This is a genomic window from Devosia sp. (assembly GCF_030689745.1).
Classification (GTDB): Bacteria; Pseudomonadota; Alphaproteobacteria; order Rhizobiales; family Devosiaceae; genus Devosia; species Devosia alba.
On the sequence record NZ_JAUYGL010000189.1, the window covers coordinates 1 to 15,145 of the forward strand.

The 15,145-nt window shown below is 59.6% G+C and carries 16 protein-coding genes and 1 pseudogene; 6 read left to right on the top strand and 11 right to left on the bottom strand.

Annotated elements, in window-relative coordinates; genetic code table 11:
- On the top strand, nt 1-213 hold a 213-nt coding region (locus tag Q8O80_RS16600), incomplete at its 5' end, for a hypothetical protein (protein WP_305581261.1).
- Between the two features lie 163 nt (nt 214-376).
- Here Q8O80_RS16600 and Q8O80_RS16605 read toward each other — a convergent pair.
- The 4 genes and pseudogenes from Q8O80_RS16605 to Q8O80_RS16620 all read right to left on the bottom strand — a co-directional run.
- Nucleotides 377-1,078: an RNA polymerase sigma factor gene (locus tag Q8O80_RS16605; RefSeq protein WP_305581263.1), complete on the bottom strand. Its 702-nt coding sequence runs from the start codon at nt 1,076-1,078 to the stop codon at nt 377-379.
- Between the two features lie 59 nt (nt 1,079-1,137).
- On the bottom strand, nt 1,138-1,458 hold the full coding sequence (locus Q8O80_RS16610; protein WP_305581265.1) for a cupredoxin domain-containing protein: 321 nt from the start codon (nt 1,456-1,458) through the stop codon (nt 1,138-1,140).
- Between the two features lie 2 nt (nt 1,459-1,460).
- The gene (locus Q8O80_RS16615) at nt 1,461-1,982 is read right to left on the bottom strand and encodes a DUF4142 domain-containing protein (protein WP_371136230.1); all 522 of its coding nucleotides are present in this window, start codon (nt 1,980-1,982) and stop codon (nt 1,461-1,463) included.
- Between the two features lie 128 nt (nt 1,983-2,110).
- A pseudogene (locus tag Q8O80_RS16620) lies at nt 2,111-2,350 on the bottom strand (PLP-dependent transferase); the annotation flags it as partial.
- Between the two features lie 70 nt (nt 2,351-2,420).
- Here Q8O80_RS16620 and Q8O80_RS16625 point away from each other — a divergent pair.
- Complete coding sequence (locus Q8O80_RS16625) at nt 2,421-3,269, top strand: LysR family transcriptional regulator (protein ID WP_305581267.1); 849 nt, start codon at nt 2,421-2,423, stop codon at nt 3,267-3,269.
- 9 nt (nt 3,270-3,278) lie between these two features.
- On the opposite strand, the gene Q8O80_RS16630 is transcribed toward Q8O80_RS16625, so the two are convergent.
- The 6 genes from Q8O80_RS16630 to Q8O80_RS16655 all read right to left on the bottom strand — a co-directional run bounded on the left by Q8O80_RS16630 (nt 3,279) and on the right by Q8O80_RS16655 (nt 9,807).
- Nucleotides 3,279-4,694 (bottom strand): nitronate monooxygenase family protein, encoded by a 1,416-nt coding sequence (locus Q8O80_RS16630; RefSeq protein WP_305581292.1) that lies wholly within the window; start codon nt 4,692-4,694, stop codon nt 3,279-3,281.
- Nucleotides 4,694-5,077, bottom strand: coding sequence for a DUF488 domain-containing protein (locus tag Q8O80_RS16635; RefSeq protein WP_305581269.1), 384 nt, complete (start codon nt 5,075-5,077; stop codon nt 4,694-4,696). The genes Q8O80_RS16630 and Q8O80_RS16635 overlap by 1 nt, the downstream gene beginning before the upstream one ends.
- Complete coding sequence (locus Q8O80_RS16640) at nt 5,070-5,705, bottom strand: Tim44/TimA family putative adaptor protein (protein ID WP_305581271.1); 636 nt, start codon at nt 5,703-5,705, stop codon at nt 5,070-5,072. The genes Q8O80_RS16635 and Q8O80_RS16640 overlap by 8 nt, the downstream gene beginning before the upstream one ends.
- A 30-nt stretch (nt 5,706-5,735) precedes the next feature.
- Complete coding sequence (gene ctaD / locus Q8O80_RS16645) at nt 5,736-7,328, bottom strand: cytochrome c oxidase subunit I (RefSeq protein WP_305581273.1); 1,593 nt, start codon at nt 7,326-7,328, stop codon at nt 5,736-5,738.
- Between the two features lie 1,075 nt (nt 7,329-8,403).
- On the bottom strand, nt 8,404-9,003 hold the full coding sequence (locus Q8O80_RS16650) for an NADPH-dependent F420 reductase (RefSeq protein ID WP_305581275.1): 600 nt from the start codon (nt 9,001-9,003) through the stop codon (nt 8,404-8,406).
- Nucleotides 9,004-9,072: 69 nt separating this feature from the next.
- A complete protein-coding gene (locus tag Q8O80_RS16655; RefSeq protein WP_305581277.1) occupies nt 9,073-9,807 on the bottom strand; it encodes an SDR family NAD(P)-dependent oxidoreductase in 735 nt (244 codons plus the stop codon).
- Between the two features lie 220 nt (nt 9,808-10,027).
- On the opposite strand from Q8O80_RS16655, the gene Q8O80_RS16660 reads away from it, so the two are divergent.
- The 4 genes from Q8O80_RS16660 to Q8O80_RS16675 all read left to right on the top strand — a co-directional run bounded on the left by Q8O80_RS16660 (nt 10,028) and on the right by Q8O80_RS16675 (nt 14,890).
- A complete protein-coding gene (locus Q8O80_RS16660; RefSeq protein ID WP_305581279.1) occupies nt 10,028-10,921 on the top strand; it encodes a LysR family transcriptional regulator in 894 nt (297 codons plus the stop codon).
- 874 nt (nt 10,922-11,795) lie between these two features.
- The gene (locus tag Q8O80_RS16665; RefSeq protein WP_305581282.1) at nt 11,796-12,080 is read left to right on the top strand and encodes a hypothetical protein; all 285 of its coding nucleotides are present in this window, start codon (nt 11,796-11,798) and stop codon (nt 12,078-12,080) included.
- 400 nt (nt 12,081-12,480) lie between these two features.
- Nucleotides 12,481-12,945: a MucR family transcriptional regulator gene (locus Q8O80_RS16670; protein WP_305581284.1), complete on the top strand. Its 465-nt coding sequence runs from the start codon at nt 12,481-12,483 to the stop codon at nt 12,943-12,945.
- A gap of 751 nt (nt 12,946-13,696) precedes the next feature.
- On the top strand, nt 13,697-14,890 hold the full coding sequence (locus Q8O80_RS16675; RefSeq protein ID WP_305581286.1) for a Fic family protein: 1,194 nt from the start codon (nt 13,697-13,699) through the stop codon (nt 14,888-14,890).
- Here the strand turns inward: Q8O80_RS16675 and Q8O80_RS16680 are convergent.
- Nucleotides 14,881-15,145, bottom strand: a 265-nt coding sequence (locus Q8O80_RS16680; RefSeq protein ID WP_305581288.1) for a hypothetical protein, incomplete at its 5' end; no start/stop codon positions are given. The genes Q8O80_RS16675 and Q8O80_RS16680 overlap by 10 nt on opposite strands.

Below are 15,145 nucleotides of genomic sequence, written 5' to 3' on the forward strand. Positions count from 1 at the left end.
ATGATTGTGCAGTATCGAGTGGTTGACCTGACCACGGACGAAATCAGGCCCGACATTCATGTCACTTCCTGGTGCCCAGAGGCGGCGGCAGAGATTGCGCTTGGCCTGAAGCTGGTACGCAGTGGCAACAAGCCGAATCTCGCTGCCCGGGTCTACTGCCAGGGCAAGGACGGAATGGTGTCGATGGTCAGGCTGTACAGGACGGTGGTTTGAGATCACCGCGCCAGCTCTTGAAGAGCTTGCTCATGGTGGTCTCCTGAGATTTGAGTGAATAGCGAAGCGACCGCCCGGAGGCGGGCTCTGCCGGTCAGAATCGTCCGTTTCTAGTCCAGAGCGGCGAAAAACCGAGCGCCAAGTCCAAGCTGGCTCCATCGTCTCAGTACTGCGCGCTTGAGAGCTTCTGCATTACGCGGTCGGCCATGGAGGCGCACCGAGCCCCGTCGAAAGGAAACAAGGAGGAGAAGCTGCCTCGGGCCCGCCGCTCGATCGACGTTCTCAGCAGCCGTCTTGCGCGGTGGAGGCGAGTGCGCACCGTTTCGGGTTTCAAATCGAGGTGGTAGGCGGTTTCTTCCACATTAAGCCCCTCTACGTCGCGAAGGACGAAGACCGCCCGGAAGAGGGGAGGCAGTTCATCGACCGCCTGCTCAAGCAGGGTGCGGATTTCGCTGCGGGACATTTCCGTCTCCGGATCTGGAATTGAGCCCATCGGAAAGGGGATGATTTCCCCGCCGATCTGCGTTTGCTGTTTTTCGATATGCTCGATTCCTACACTCGGTCGATGGGCTCGCACCCTGCCGAGGGCCTCGTTCAGGGCAATGCGGGTCAACCAGGTGGAAAAGGCTGCATCACCTCTGAAACCATCAAGATGGGTGAATGCCTTGACATAGCTTGCCTGCACGACGTCCTCGGCCTCGCTGTCACTGCGCAGGATTGCGCGCGCCGCGCGGAAGAGACGTTGGTTGTGTCGTTGGATCAACGTGCGGATTGACTGCTCGTCACGGCGGCGCGCGAGGTCAACCAGCGCCGTATCGGATAGGCTCGATTTGTCCTGGTTCCGACGAACCTGCTGCATACTCATATCAGCACTCCTCATAACAGATTTTGTGTGGTCGCCGATGTGAACCGGCGACCACATCGTCATGGCAGGACCACAAGGGTCCCGGTCATGCCCGGATGGAATTTACAAATGAAGCTCCATTCGCCGGCGACGGTCAGAGTCATGATACTTTCGGCCCCGACCGGGAGATCCACGTCGAAGGACTGATCGTCAGCCGTGGCGGAGTGCCGAAACATGTCGTCGTTCCTCCAGGTGATGGTGTCTCCAACATACAGCTCGGCTGGCATCTCGCCGAAGACCATCTCGTCCACCACCACAGTATAATCGGCCGCAATTGCCGGACTGACAAGAACGAGCATCAGCGTCAGTGCGGCCAGCGGCATCAACTTGGTGGGACGCATGCTCATTGCACCATAGTCGAAAGATGCTCGGCATGGGCCCGATGCTCGGTGAACAGCACGAGCCCAGTTTCCAGCAAGGCCTTGAGCTCGGCATTGTGCGCGGCCGGGATCAGCGTGGCCTTGAGTGCCTCGTTCACCGTCTGGTGGTAGGCGATCTCATTGGCGACATACGCGGCGTCGAAGGCTGCGCCCTCGAGGGCAGCAAGTTCGGCCCCCTTGGCTTCGGCAGCTTCCGACATGGCCTGGCTGGTGGGATTATCCTCGGGGGTGACACCCAGCTTTTCCACTAGCGCCAGTGCCTGGTCGTTCACTGCCTTGTGGTCCCGGGCCATCAGTTTGGCGAACTCGACAACGTCGGGGTCGGTGCTCTTGGCCAGGGCCTGCTCGGCTGCGGTGATGTCGAGCTGGCCGGCTGTGTAGGCGATGTGAGCCACCTGTGCGTCGGTCAAGGGCGAGTCATCGGCGGTGGCGGCGCCGGTCATGCCTAGAGCCAGAAGCGCCGCCAATATCGTATTCCTGATCACATTGATCTCCTGTGAAGAAGCGCGGATTGGGCGTGATGCCCTCATCCGTTGGCTCACTCATTGGATGGGCGATCGGCTGAAATGTTCCCGAGAAAGTGGCGCTGGCCCTCGAAGGGCCGGCCGTGGAGTCAAGCATTGGCAAGCGCCTGCTCGATATCGGCGATGATATCGTCGACATGTTCGATGCCGACCGAGATGCGCACCAGATCCTCCGAGACGCCGGCGCGTGCCAGCTCTTCTCCATTGAGCTGGCAATGCGTAGTCGAGGCCGGTTGGCACGCAAGCGATTTGGCATCATCGATATTGACCAGTCGCAGGATCAGGTTCAGCGCATCAATGAACTTGCAGCCAGCTTCCTGGCCGCCTTTGGGAGCCGATTTAATAGCGGCCGCAAGAATGTTATAGTCTCGTAACATCAAGATTGGTGATCGGAATATCGTGGACATCGCTCTAGCCAGGACCTTCCTTGAGATTGCCGAAACAGGTAGTTTTGTTGCTGCAGCCGGCCGATTAAACGTAACACAGACTGCGGTAAGTGCCCGTGTTCATGCGCTTGAGGAGCAACTTGGGCGGCGCCTTTTTATCCGTAACAAGTCCGGCGCCCGTTTGACGCCGGCTGGCGAGCGTTTTGTGCGTCATGCCAGGACACTGGTGCAGGTGTGGGATCGGGCGCGCCAGCAGGTTGGCTTGCCGCAAGGCCGGGTCGACATCGCCAGCGTCGGCGCAGAGATCAGCCTATGGAACCCGATCCTGGTCGACTGGATGGCATGGATGAAACGCGAAGCGCCCGATATTGCGTTACGTGCCGAAGTCGATATCCCATCGCGCCTGCTAGAGGCGGTCCACAATGGCACGCTTGACCTGGCAGTGCTGTATGATCCTCCACCCCAGGGTGGCTATACCGTGATTGAACTGCTCACCGAAGAAAAACTGATTATGGTGACCAGTGCCGAGGACGGTGCGCGCGGACTGCCCGAGGACTATGTGCAAGTTGACTGGGGGCCCTCGTTCCAGGCCAGCCATCAAGCGGCATTCCCGGAGATTGTCAGCCCAGGCGTGTTCATCTCGCATGGGCCGCTTGCCCTGCTCTATTTGATGCGAGTCGGGGGTGCCGGCTACTTTCGACTCAGCGCGGTGCGCCCGCACCTTGACGCCGGCCGTTTGCACCGCGTCATTGACGCACCCGAATTCTCCTATTCGGTCCACATGGTCTATTCGAGCCGCACCGAAACTGGCCTTATCGACAATATGCGGCGCGGCTTTCGGTCAAGCACGCCAGCGGCGTGAGCGCAATGCTCACGCTGAGCTTTCGATGAAATTGCGCAGTTGCACCAGTCGACCCTGCATTTCGGATGCGGCAACCCGGGGCACCAGGGCACCCAGTCCTTGCAGGATCAGCGCGTGATGCAAAATCGGGTCCGCAGACGCCGCCTGCGACAGACGCAATTCGATCGGATGACGCGACTTGCCCTGGCTGGCCGAGATGGCGATTTTCTTCAGGCGCAGCACCCAACTCGCAAATGGCACGGCACCGGGCGCGAAAGGCGGCTGGCTTGGTGCCGCCGTATCGGTTCCCAACGCCAATGTGGCGCGAAGCGCTGCATGCATTTGGGCGGTAAGCAGCCAAAGTTCGCTGGCCAGTTCGCCGCCGCTGATCAGGCCCGTATAGTCGCCCTGCATTTCATTGGCATAGCAGACTGGCGAGCTGGCCTCGATTTCCTCCACAACGTCGGACTCAAGCGCGAGCAAATTTTCGGCCTCGGCAACGATGTTGCGCAGCCAATCCCCTGCCCCGCAGATCTCGGCGATATGGCCAACGCCGGTTCCGGCATACAGTGCCATGGCTTCGATGTCGCCAGTCGTCGAGCGCAAGGGCGAGTCCGTGCTGAACAGATAGATCGGTCGTCCCGCATCTGCGCCAATGACGGTCTTGTCAGGCGCATAGGCATCACCGCGCGCACCGCTGGTCACCGCACTCTTGAGAACTCGGACGGGCGCGCTCGCAGGCCAGTTGATATGAAAGCTGCTGGTTAAAACAGTATCGTCGGTCTCGGCGGCCAGCAAACGCTGCTTGTGGTACGCATGGGCAAAAGCTTCCTCGGTCGCCATCAAGGCGGTCCCGCACACGATGCCGGCGGCGCCCAGCGCCATCGCGGTCACCAGATCGCCACCCGTCGCCAATCCCCCGGCGGCAAGAACAGGGACTTTTACGGCACTGACCACGTCAGGAAGCAGATCCCGAAGCGGCCGCACCCCGCGCACGTGCCCACCTGCCTCGCGGCCCTGCGCGATGACGATCTCCACCCCGGCCCGCGCGGCCTCGATCGCCTCATCTACAGACCCGACCTGATGAACCACTAGTATCCCTGCATCCCGCAGGCGCCGGGTTACCCGCTGGTCGAGATCCCAGAACGTCCCGACCACCGGCACCGCCAGACGAATGCAGGCCGCAACCTGGTGCTCCAGCAGCATCGGATTAGTGGCTGCGGGTATGATGTTCACACCAAACCGGTGGTGGCCGAGTTGACGCAGGCGCTCGACCTCCTGCTCGATCAGTTCGGCGGGCTCGCGCACCATGCCGAGAAATCCGAACCCGCCGCCATCGGTAACGGCAGCCACGAGTTCGGAACGGGCGACGCCGCCCATCCCCGCCAGGACAATGGGAACAGCGTTCCCCAGCAGGTCGCAGGCTGGACTAGGGGGGAGATGCATCACGAACCTTTCGCAGAAGTCTGCAGAAAATCCAGCAAGATCAGAGCGTGATTGTGGCTCTGGTCGTGGGCGGCATACAACAGGGTCACCTGACCGCCGATCCCGCGCAACTGGTCGATGACTTCGGCATTCCCGGCCAGTTCAGCACGATAGCGGTGGCCAAACTCTTCCCAATGCGCAGGATCGTGGCCAAACCATTTGCGCAGGTCCGGGCTGGGCGCGATCGCCTTCAGCCAGAGATCGAGCCCTGCCTCTTCCTTACTCACCCCACGCGGCCACAGTCGATCCACCAGCACACGAATACCGTCACTGGCCTCAGCCGGCTCATAGATGCGCTTGATAGCAAAGCACGGCGCACGCGCATCTGCGGCCGAACTAGGCATTATCCTCAGTCGCCGTGAGCAGCCAGTCTGGTCCACGCCCCCGTAGATCACGCTCAAACGTCCAGACTTCAGATGCAGTGGTCACCTGACCCGGCGCGCCAGACACGACCCGACCATCGCGATTGTAGTTGACCGAGACCAGGTCGGCGTCAAACCTGACCTCGATCCAGGCATAGTCCTGGTTCAGCCCGGCATCCACAATGGTAACCGCACGAAACCCGATGAACACCAGTTCGGCGGTCTCTTCGCGCGCCGCGCGATCAGCGATGGCCTGCGTGAAGCTGTCTCGAATCGATACTGACAACAGGTGGTGGCAGCCTGCGATATCACCAGCGGCAAAGGCTTCAATGACTGTTTCATAAGTCTTTTTGGCGCCATCAAGAAAGACGCCAATACTGGCATAACGAGCGGCGAACGCGATCCGTTTTAAGGTCCTGCCCAGCGCGTTCTCGGTTTCCGGCAGAGCCAGCGCATCCAACCGTCCAGTTGGTGTGTCGGACTCCAGGACCGGTTGGGTGGCCTGAGTTTTGGCACCTGCTGGCGGGGGCTGAGCGGCATGGAACGCACGCCAGGAATATAGCACGGAAATTACAATCAAGAGGTAGTCGATAAAACCGATCTCGTTCATCTCAAACTCCTTTCGGTGACTGGGCCAGCGTTAGGGAATGACCGGCAGAGTGCTGAACTGATGCTCTGGTGGGGGTGAGGACAGCGTCCATTCCAGTGTTGTCGCGCCCTCTCCCCACGGATTGTCAGGCGCTGCGCGCCGCCGCACGAACGCTTCGGCGACAGTGACCAGGAAAACCAGCACGCCGGCGGTCGAGATGTAGGCGCCGATGGAGGACACCAGGTTCCACACCGCAAATGCGTCGGGATAGTCAACATAGCGGCGTGGCATCCCGGCCAGGCCCAGGAAATGGTGCGGAAAAAACACGATGTTGACGCCGATAAACATCAGCCAGAAATGAGCTTTGGCCCATGCCTCATTGTAAAGGTAGCCGCTCATCTTGGGGAACCAGTAGTAGAATGCCGCAAAGATGGCGAAAGCCGACCCCAGCGACAGCACGTAATGAAAATGAGCGATGACGTAATAGGTATCGTGCAGATTGTGATCGAGACCGGCACTGGCGAGGACCACGCCGGTAACGCCGCCAATGGTGAACAGCAGAATGAAGCCGATGGCCCATAGCATTGGCGCGCGGAACACAATGGAGCCACCCCACATGGTGGCGATCCATGAAAATACCTTCACGCCGGTTGGCACCGCTATCACCATGGACGCGGTCATAAAGAAGCCTTGGACATTCAGCGACAGGCCGGACGTGAACATGTGATGAGCCCAAACCAGGAAGCCTACCAACCCAATCGTCACCATGGCGTAGACCATCGCCAGATAGCCGAAGATCGGCTTGCGGCTGAAGGTCGAGACGATGTGGCTGATGATGCCAAACGCCGGCAGGATCATGATGTAGACTTCCGGATGTCCGAAAAACCAGAACAGATGCTGATACAACACCGGATCGCCGCCTTCGGCCGGCTTGAAGAACGAGGTGCCGAGATTGCGGTCCGTCAGCAGCATGGTGACGGCACCGGCCAGCACCGGCAGCGACATCAGCAACATGAAAGCTGTCACCAGCATCGCCCACCCAAATAGCGGCATCTTGTGCAACGTCATGCCCGGCGCTCGCATGTTGAAGATGGTGGTGATGAAATTAATGGCGCCCAGGATCGACGAGGCCCCTGACAGGTGAATCGACAGAATGACGAAATCGACCGCCGGGCCTGGCTGGCCGGTCGTCGATAGCGGCGGATACAGTGTCCAGCCGCCACTATGGCCCGGCGAACCCACCGGTCCATCGATGAACAGCGAAATCACGAACAGCAGGAACGAGGCGACCAGCAACCAGAACGAGACATTGTTCAGGCGAGGAAAGGCCATGTCGGGCGCCCCGATCAGGATGGGCACAAACCAGTTGCCAAAGCCACCGATCAGGGCCGGCATCAACACGAAAAAGATCATCACCAACCCATGCGCCGAAACAACTGCATTGTAGAGATCGCTATTTTGAAACAGTTGTAACCCAGGCTGCTGCAGTTCAAACCGGATGGCGAAGGACAGACCCGTCCCAAGCACCCCCGCCATAATGGAGAACGCCAGATAGAGCGTGCCAATGTCCTTATGGTTGGTGGAAAACAGCCAGCGTGAAAGTGGGCGTCTCGGCGCGGTGGCCACAGCGACGGTGATGTTCAATTGATCCTCCGACAGCTATTTGCAGGAGGCGTTGTCATATGCCAGAACCGCCCCTTGCCTGCCCCCCACTTTAGGACCGCATCGCAATCAGGGATAATGAATATAATTAGCCCATTGTATCAATATAATTGCATTCATGTCGTGGCGTAGCCCGTTACCTGACTTGGGGCCCCGGACGTTAGTCTCGGGCGTAAGTTGTCAGTCCCCATGACCCCCGCGGCCCAACAGTCAGCTGGCTGGGTGAGATCTGAGATCGCGCCAGTCAAAGCGCGGCGACTGACTTAAGCTGCAACATGGTTGTATGCCGCCATGTTTTCAGAGGTGCTTTACAGTGTCGCACAGGAGCCTGTTCATCGCCTTTTGGCCTGGCTCGGCCACCTGCGCCCGCAAGAGCTGGGCCAGGGTACTTGCCGTGCTCATCTCGCCGTGGGGCGTCGCCTGAACAGGGACGCGTTCGTTGGTGCGCCATCAGAGCCGTCACCAGAAGCGTCTCCGACTTCCCTTTCAGAGTCGGAAATCAGGTTTTTTGGATTTTTCGCAATTCTCGTCATGTTGACCACCATCAGTACGAGCCAGGTCGTCTCGTGCGGAGACGCGGGAGCAAGCATCGACGGACAAAAAACTGGATGCGCAGCAGCGCTGTCTCAATCACTCCGCCCAAGATCGAACGGCAATGATGCGCAGGGAAATGGAGCGGCTAGGGGCGGCAGCTCCGGCAATATTGGCATGGATCAGCCATAGCCATTGCCGGGAATAGCATAGTTACACAGCAGGCCAGCAGCGGAGCGTGTTGCATGAGATTACCATTCAGACTTCTCTCGAAGATTCGCTGACCTTGGCTACCTGCGGGTTAGCGGGGAGCGGGACTTGGCGCCTAAGTCTCACCGACGGCTCACCACGATGTACTCGGCATGAGAGCTTTGCCTCCTGGCCCTGCGGACCAAGGAGGTTTCGGCTGAAAGGATGTCATGGATCTGGGCCCGCAGGAGTTCAATCTGATATCCTAGTCGACCGCGCGCTGCTCGGGGCATTAGCGCGCGACCAGTTCTTGGCGTCGAGCAAACAGTTGGGTCGACTACTGCTCCATTTTAAACAGGTCCATGAAGATCAACGAGCCCCAGATGCGGCCGCGTGCGTGCACCAGTGCTCCACCCTCGTTGAGCTTTCCCAGGTTCACGGGCGCGAACCTGAGTTGTCTGGCCAAGGCTGCCACTGGCGGGATCGCGTCCTCATCATCGCTCGACAGGAAGACCACCCGGTGGCCGCCTTCCACGACCGGATCAGTCGCCAATGTGGCTGCAAGTAGGTGGTTCCACCCCTTCACGAGCTTGGCGCCGCTGAATGCCTGAGCGACAAAGGCAGAGGACAGCAGGCCGTTCATCTCCTCAAGCGGAAGGTTGCTATTCATCGCGTCGACCACCGTCTTGCCCTGCCAACTGGGCAGCGCTTTCGCGACGTCCGGGTGCCGCTCGAAACGAACGGCAAGAATGATTATGTCCGCCTTGACGGCTTCCGTGAGCGTTTTGGGGATGATAGTGGGCCCAAGCGCCGCCGCGTCAGCCGCAAAGCTCTCCGGCTCGCGTGTCGTGGCAACGGCGACTTCGATGCCGTTGTGGGCAAATGCCTTGGCCAGCGCCTGGCCGATGCTGCCGAAGCCGATAATTGCGTAGGTCATAGATTTCTCCTTGGGTTAAACTCGTCCGACGGTCCAGAAGCGAATAAAGGGATGGACCGGGCATAGGTGTTAGAGTTGCGCCAGGCCGCCATCCACGGCGACTTCGCTGCCGGTCATGAAGCTGCTGTCCGACGACGCGAGAAAGGCGGCCACCGCTCCGACTTCCGCCGGATCGCCCATGCGCTGGAGCGCAGTCATCGCGCCGTAGACCGCCAGGCCCTCTGAGCCGAGCGCTGCCTTGGCGAGTTCGGTCGCTACCGCCCCGGGCGTCAGCACGTTTACCCGAATGCCGCTTCCCTTGAGGTCTTCCGCCCAGGTCCGCGCGAGATTGCGCACCGCGGCCTTGCTCGCGCCATAGGCGCTGAAGGCCGGGGCCCCCGTCGTGCCGGCACTCGATCCGGTCAGGATGATGGAACCGCCTGGGCCCATCAGCGGCAGCGCCTTCTGGACCGTGAAAATCGTCCCCTTCACATTGGTGTCGAAGGTGTTGTCAATGTGCTCGGCGGTGATCCTGCCGAGCGCAAGCTGGCTTCCCGTCCCGGCATTGGCGAACACGATATCGAGGGCTCCGCGCTCGGCCTTTACCGCCGCATAGAGCCGATCAAGGTCTGCCTCATCGGATACCGATCCCTGCACCGCGCGGGCATTGGGCCCGAGCTTGGCCAAAGCAGCGTCGAGAGCTTCCTGTCGGCGGCCGAAGATGATGACGAAGGCACCCTCCGCAACGAAGCGCTTTGCAGCGGCGAGGCCGATGCCGGTTGCGCCACCGGTAATCACGGCGGTCTTGTCCTTCAGTCTGGTCATGTTGTGCATCCTTGGTTCGCCAATTTGGGTCTAGTGAAGAGGTCGCTTTGAGAACCAAGACATAGGCTCTTCGCGGCCGGCCGCTCAGTGTCCAACCGCGCACATCGGTGGTGCGAAAACGATCCGATCGGACAATGGGTCGTTGCAGCGAGCGCAGAAATAGGGCTCAGTGCGCGGTAATGAACCTGGGAAGCCGCACCGTACGGCGCGGGAATGCACCATGACGGACTGGGATGACGTTCGCTATTTTCTTGCCGCGGCGCGCGGGGGCTCCGTGCGGGCAGCCGCCAAGCGCCTCGGCGTGAACCACGCGACCGTGCTGCGACGCATCGCCCAGCTCGAGGAGCGCCTCGGGACTCAGATGTTCGACAGGCTGCCTTCCGGCTATCGCCTGACGGCCGCAGGTGAGGAGGTCCTCGAGTTTGCCGGCCAGATGGAAGCGTCGTCTCTGCAATTGGAAACACGCGTCTTCGGGCGCGACCAGAGCGTGCGCGGGCTCCTGCGGGTAACGCTGCCGCCGCCCCTCGCGGCACATCTGCTTATGCCGGACCTGGCCGATTTTGTGCGCCTGCATCCAGGCATCGAGATGGAAATCTTGTCGTCCGGCGTGCTGGCAAACCTGACCAACCGCGAGGCCGACGTCGCGATCCGCGTTGTCTATGATCGCGAGACCCTGCCGCCCAATCTTTACGGACTCAAGGGCCCGGCGCTCTACGGCGGCTTCTATATGTCCGGCGCTCAACTCGCCGAATGGCGGGCGGGCGGGACGGATCCCAGGTGGATCGGCATTAGCGGTCAAGGTGTCCCGGACTGGACCCGCGCCGGAGAGCTTCGCACCACTGGGACTCCGTTCTGGACCACGGACTTCGCAGGGCAGATCGCAGCGGTGCGGCAAGGCATTGGCATCACGGCGATTCCGTGTTTCGTCGGAGACACCGACCCCCTATTGGAGAGGGTGCCGGATACCGACCTGCAGCTCTATGGACCGGTTTGGCTTCTCACTCAGGGGGAGACGCGCAAGACCAAGCGCGTGCGGCTCTTCACCGAGTTCCTGTCCCGCCGGCTTGAAGCCTACGCGCCGCTTCTCGCCGGGCAGCTCATATCGCCCGACTGACGCTGGGTAGGGCACAGACGAAGGCTGCGGCAAATCTGTGATCATCTCACACCGGGCAGTGATGAGGTGGATGAACAGATAGATGAGCTGGCGGTCTTTCTGCTGTGCACTACTTACGGCACATGACCGAGGAAATCACGATGACCACCGACACCGACATCCGCCTGCGGAGCCATCTCGACGCGAACCAGCGAGACAGAGAACAGCTATCCAGGGCGATCACCCACATCGCCTGCGAAAACCAGAATATCGTGGTCTAGCACCACCTGGGGCCCCCAGGGAGCGGCATCGGTGTGCAGGTCGGACGCAACCCAAACCTTCGTTTCTTCTCCAGCGCCAGCATGTTGTTGTAATCGAGGCGGCCAAAGCCACACCGCCGCAGAATAATAGCGCAATCCTAGTTGCCAGCTGGCAGTCAGCTCCCATATCTACCAATGCACGGGCTACCATCGACCGAGACGGGCAATGGGGTTTGAGCTGGCTGATGGACATTTCAAAGCATGAGTAGAATTCGGCTAATCTTGGCGGCCGTGTGCGCCTTGCTACTCTTTGCGTCACAAGCACCCGCTTCAAGCACGAATGCCCCAATCTCTCTGCGAATCTTCCAAGCGGAGGCACTGCTCCAACCTGTCGCAGCAAGCGAACAACATGCCATTCTAAGAAGCGGGCCTTCTGCAACGGAACATGGTGTTCCCCATAGTGCCGACACTCCCCGTTTACTGACAATACCGTGTGCAGGGCATTTTCTGCTAGCGACACCCGATCTCGCCGATCAAGTCCAGGCTCGCCGTCCTAAACTTGGTTTCTGGGCTTGTGCCCCGCCAGATCACCGCTTGTAGGCGATATTATTAACCCGACTTTACCTGCTCCACCCATGATCACCCTGAGTGATCATGGCGAAACGCTGTGTGATCAAATGAACGACCTCTCCGACGCACGACGACGGTCTACGCCGCTTGCATTTCTCCATGCCCTGCCTGCCATCATTTTATTAGCTGGCTATCTGTGGTTGGCGGTTGCCATCGTTGTTTGGACGTTGACTGCTCTCTTTTTTGCCAACGCCGTGTGGGCCATGGTCGCAGTTTTTGCGCTAAGTGCCCCCGGCAGTATTTTTCTAACAATTCGGATAGTGGCTTTGGCTGTCGAGGCTGAACGCTAAAAATAAATACTACCCCCGGCACCCAAATGGCCGGGGGTAACAGCTCTACTGTGGTCTGCTGCTTACAACCCCTAGCCTACCCGCCACAAAATGCGGAAGATACTAACACCAGAGGCTTACCGACAGCATGTCCGCACGCGCCTGGCCAGAGGTAAATAGCACCCCATTCCCCCACCAGCGTTTGTCAATCGAACATCACGCCCTGCCAGCCGCTTTGCCGCTTCCACTTCGCAGTCGGGTCAGTTGGAGCCGCAGCGCACTGAGGCGGACCCGCGTTTGCCACCGCTGCCGATCCGTTTTGGCTGGCCAAACCATCATGACAGCCCTACTTTATGATAGCTCTGCTAGTTTTCATGATAGCTCTGATAGTTTTCGCCGCTTGCCTGAGAAAGTCGACTGAATGAATGATGTTTCCGAACCTGCCCTGCTGGACGCCGATTGTTTGGAGCAGGTAGCAGAGATTGTGTCAGCGTATGTCTCGAAGAACTCGCTTTCACCCTCAGATTTGCCCAGACTGATCGCTGAAACGCACCAGGCGCTGCGGTCATTGTCTGATGCCGAAGTACAGCCTGTTGCGGAACAGCTTAGGCCGGCCGTGCCGATCAGAAGATCGATTACCCCGGATTTCATTATCTGCCTGGATAACGGAAAGAAGTTCAAATCGCTCAAGCGGCACCTAAGCGTGCTCGGCATGACGCCAGATGAATATCGAGCGAAATGGGGCCTTCCGTCGGACTACCCTATGGTTGCACCCAATTACGCGGCAACACGATCTGCCCTTGCAAAGTCTAACGGATTGGGCCGGAGGCCTGGGCCAGCACCTGTCGCCACACGGGGGACCAAGAAGCCGAAAGTCGACCCGTAATAGCTGTCGACAGTGGGCCCCGAAAATAGACCCAGGGAAAGCCCTGGGCAAGTTGGACGTCAACGATGTCAGTTTGACCTGAAAACCTGCTGACCTCAAGCGCCGTGGCCACGTTCCGCTTGGCATAGCCACGCAAATTCTACTAAAAAGAGGCCCCATTAATACGGGGTTTAACGTGTTGGACATCTCGCGCCGAGGGGGATGCAATGCTCAAACGAAAAAGGATAACGCAATCCTGGTCGATTGCAGGCCTAGTGCTCGCTGGCACAGGGATGCTGCTTATAGTTGGGTTGGCGCTATATGGCTGCTGGTGACCTGACATTGGCCAGCTTCAGTGCGTCGATTGCGGTAAGGTCGACAGCAGCCACGGGAAAGGATCGTGAGCGCCATCGCAAGGATCGCCAGCCATGATGATCACCTCAGCCTCTGGATGAGAGGAGAGAACAGCAGCGTCGCGGGTGTCGATGTGTAGGTCTGACATGATCCAGGCTCGCATTGGATATCCTTTCAGCGATCTGCCTTTGTATGTGCAACTTTCACATCCAACGGAGAGGGGCGAAATCAGAACTTGAGGTGTATGGCGTGAGGGTGCCATGTCCCCGCTGTCCGTATGGTTACAGGTCCCGGTGGCCTTCAGTGGCCTATAGCAAGTGATCGGCCACAAGATCGGCCAGATGATGGGTCGCACGGGTATATCTTATAGGGATAGTAATGTATTAGTCCGGCATTTCCTCTCTCCAGGATCGGCCAAATGGAAGTCGAAACCGTCACCAGGATTGAGCCTGCCCGGCTTGAGGAGCCTACTGCGGTGATCGCAGATGTCATTGCTGAGCTGTCAGCCGCTGCAGCGACACTAGGGCGAGCCCTGCATCCCCGCACTGCGGCCAATCTGGCCGATTTGGTCCGCATCATGAACACCTACTATAGCAACTTGATCGAAGGGCATGATACGCGACCCCGCGATATCGAACGCGCTCTGGCTGGCCAGTTTGATCAGGATCAGGGCCGTCGCGATCTGCAGATGGAGGCCGCCGCTCATGTGCGCGTCCAGCTCGAGATCGACAGGCTTAATGCGGCCGCATCGCTCCCCGCACCCGCATCCGCGGAATTCGTCCAGTGGCTCCACCGCCAGTTCTATCATGATGCGCCCGAGAGTATGCTGGCGATCCAGTTCGCTGACCGCCGGTTCATCATGGAACCTGGTGTTTGGCGTCACAGCCCCCAGCATGACGTTGCAGTCAGACGCCATGTGCCGCCGTCAAGCGAGCGCGTCGCTGACTTCATGCAACATTTCGAAAGCCGCTTTCGATTTGATCGTATGGGGAAAGCGGCGCAGATCATGGCAATTGCCTCGGCGCACCACCGGTTCAACTACATCCATCCCTTCCCTGATGGGAACGGGCGGGTTAGCCGATTGATGAGCCACGCCATGGCCGGCGTTACCGGCATTGGCGCGCATGGCCTCTGGTCGATATCTCGTGGCCTGGCGCGCGGCATCGACAGCCGTGGCGAATATAAGCGAATGATGGACCACGCCGATATGCCGCGTCAGGGTGACCGCGATGGCCGCGGCAACCTGTCGGAAGCTGCGCTCAAGGACTTCGTCCTCTGGTTCCTTCGGGTCTGTCTGGATCAGGTCACCTTTATGAGCGAACTGTTTGACCTCGACAACCTGGTCGGGCGTCTAAGGCACTACGTGGAGCGTCATCCCAGGCTCAAGAGCGAGGCCGCGCGCCTTCTGGAAGAGGCGCTGTTCCGCGGTGAGTTTGAGCGAGGTGAAATTGAGCGCATTACCGGCCTGCCGGAGCGATCCGCTCGCCGTGTGCTAGCAGACTTGCTCGATCTCGGTCTGCTCGGTTCCGATACCCCCAAAAGCAAGGTCTCGCTCCGCTTTCCCGCCGCCACGCTGGAAGACCTGTTTCCCCGCCTATATCCTCAGGCCTGAAGCGCAACTGCCGGTGAAAAATGGGGATTGCGATGTATGAAATGCGGGCTGTCCCCTGCCCCAGCCGACAGCTTCGTGCGCCATTTCAGCCATTGGAAGCAATCCTGAGATTTCCTGAAAGCTGCCGTCCACCAGACGCCAGTCAAGTTGGCACCAAGCAGCGGGTTTGCACACCCGGCATCGACCGGTATGCTGCCGGTGGAGGCGCAGGTTTTACAGGTCTGGTACTTCGCGATCAACGAGGACAAGCTTGCC